The sequence below is a fragment of the Bartonella florencae genome (genome assembly GCF_000312525.1).
Classification (GTDB): domain Bacteria; phylum Pseudomonadota; class Alphaproteobacteria; order Rhizobiales; family Rhizobiaceae; genus Bartonella; species Bartonella florencae.
This window is the reverse complement of the sequence record NZ_HE997496.1, coordinates 1-700: the sequence shown is the minus strand read 5'-3', so window position 1 is coordinate 700 and position 700 is coordinate 1. Positions and strand designations below refer to the sequence as shown.

The 700-nt window shown below is 42.9% G+C and carries 1 protein-coding gene; it reads left to right on the top strand.

What is annotated here, in order from left to right; genetic code table 11:
* Window positions 1-110: 110 nt before the first annotated feature.
* Window positions 111-700 (top strand): phage baseplate assembly protein V (locus BN202_RS09015; RefSeq protein WP_019220320.1); only part of this gene is annotated, 590 nt, incomplete at its 3' end.

Below are 700 nucleotides of genomic sequence, written 5' to 3'. Positions count from 1 at the left end.
TCCCCTCATGAAGGAAATGCAACCGCAGAAATTGTTGAACCTCTTGTCGGTTTTAAACCAGAAACCGGTATGGGAAATGAAGAGAAATACGCAAAAATTGAGGCTGCCTCATGTTAGAGCGACGCGATAAAGAGATCACCGATTTAAAAAGACGCGTGGCCAATATGGTGATGGTTGGAAAAATTAGCCATGTCGATCATAAAAATGCACGCTATCGGGTAAAGAGTGGTCATCTGATCAGTGATTGGATTCCAGATACACAAGCCCGCGCCGGCAAAACCTGTTCTTATGAAGGACGTGACGTTGGAGAGCAAGTCGTTGTCGTCTCTTCCTCCGGCGATTTATCACAAGGGGTAATTGTTGGTTCACTTCACACCGATGCAAACCAAGCAGCCGATAAAGGCAATATCCATAAAACACTTTATCCTGATGGCACAATCGTTGAATATGATGATGAACAAAATAGCTATACCCTTAATCTCACATCAGGAGGAAAGTTTAATCTCACGATTTCTGATGGTGTGTCGATAAAAGGGGATGGCAAGAAATTAGAATTGCAAGCACCAGAAGGCATAAAAATTGTTTCAAAAGGTGACTTGAACTTAAACGCAGAAAAAGCCATTGCCCTAAAAGCAGGCGGGGGAATTTCACTCCATGCGGATGATGGCATTGCTCTTCATTCTAGTGACTTAAAGCATAA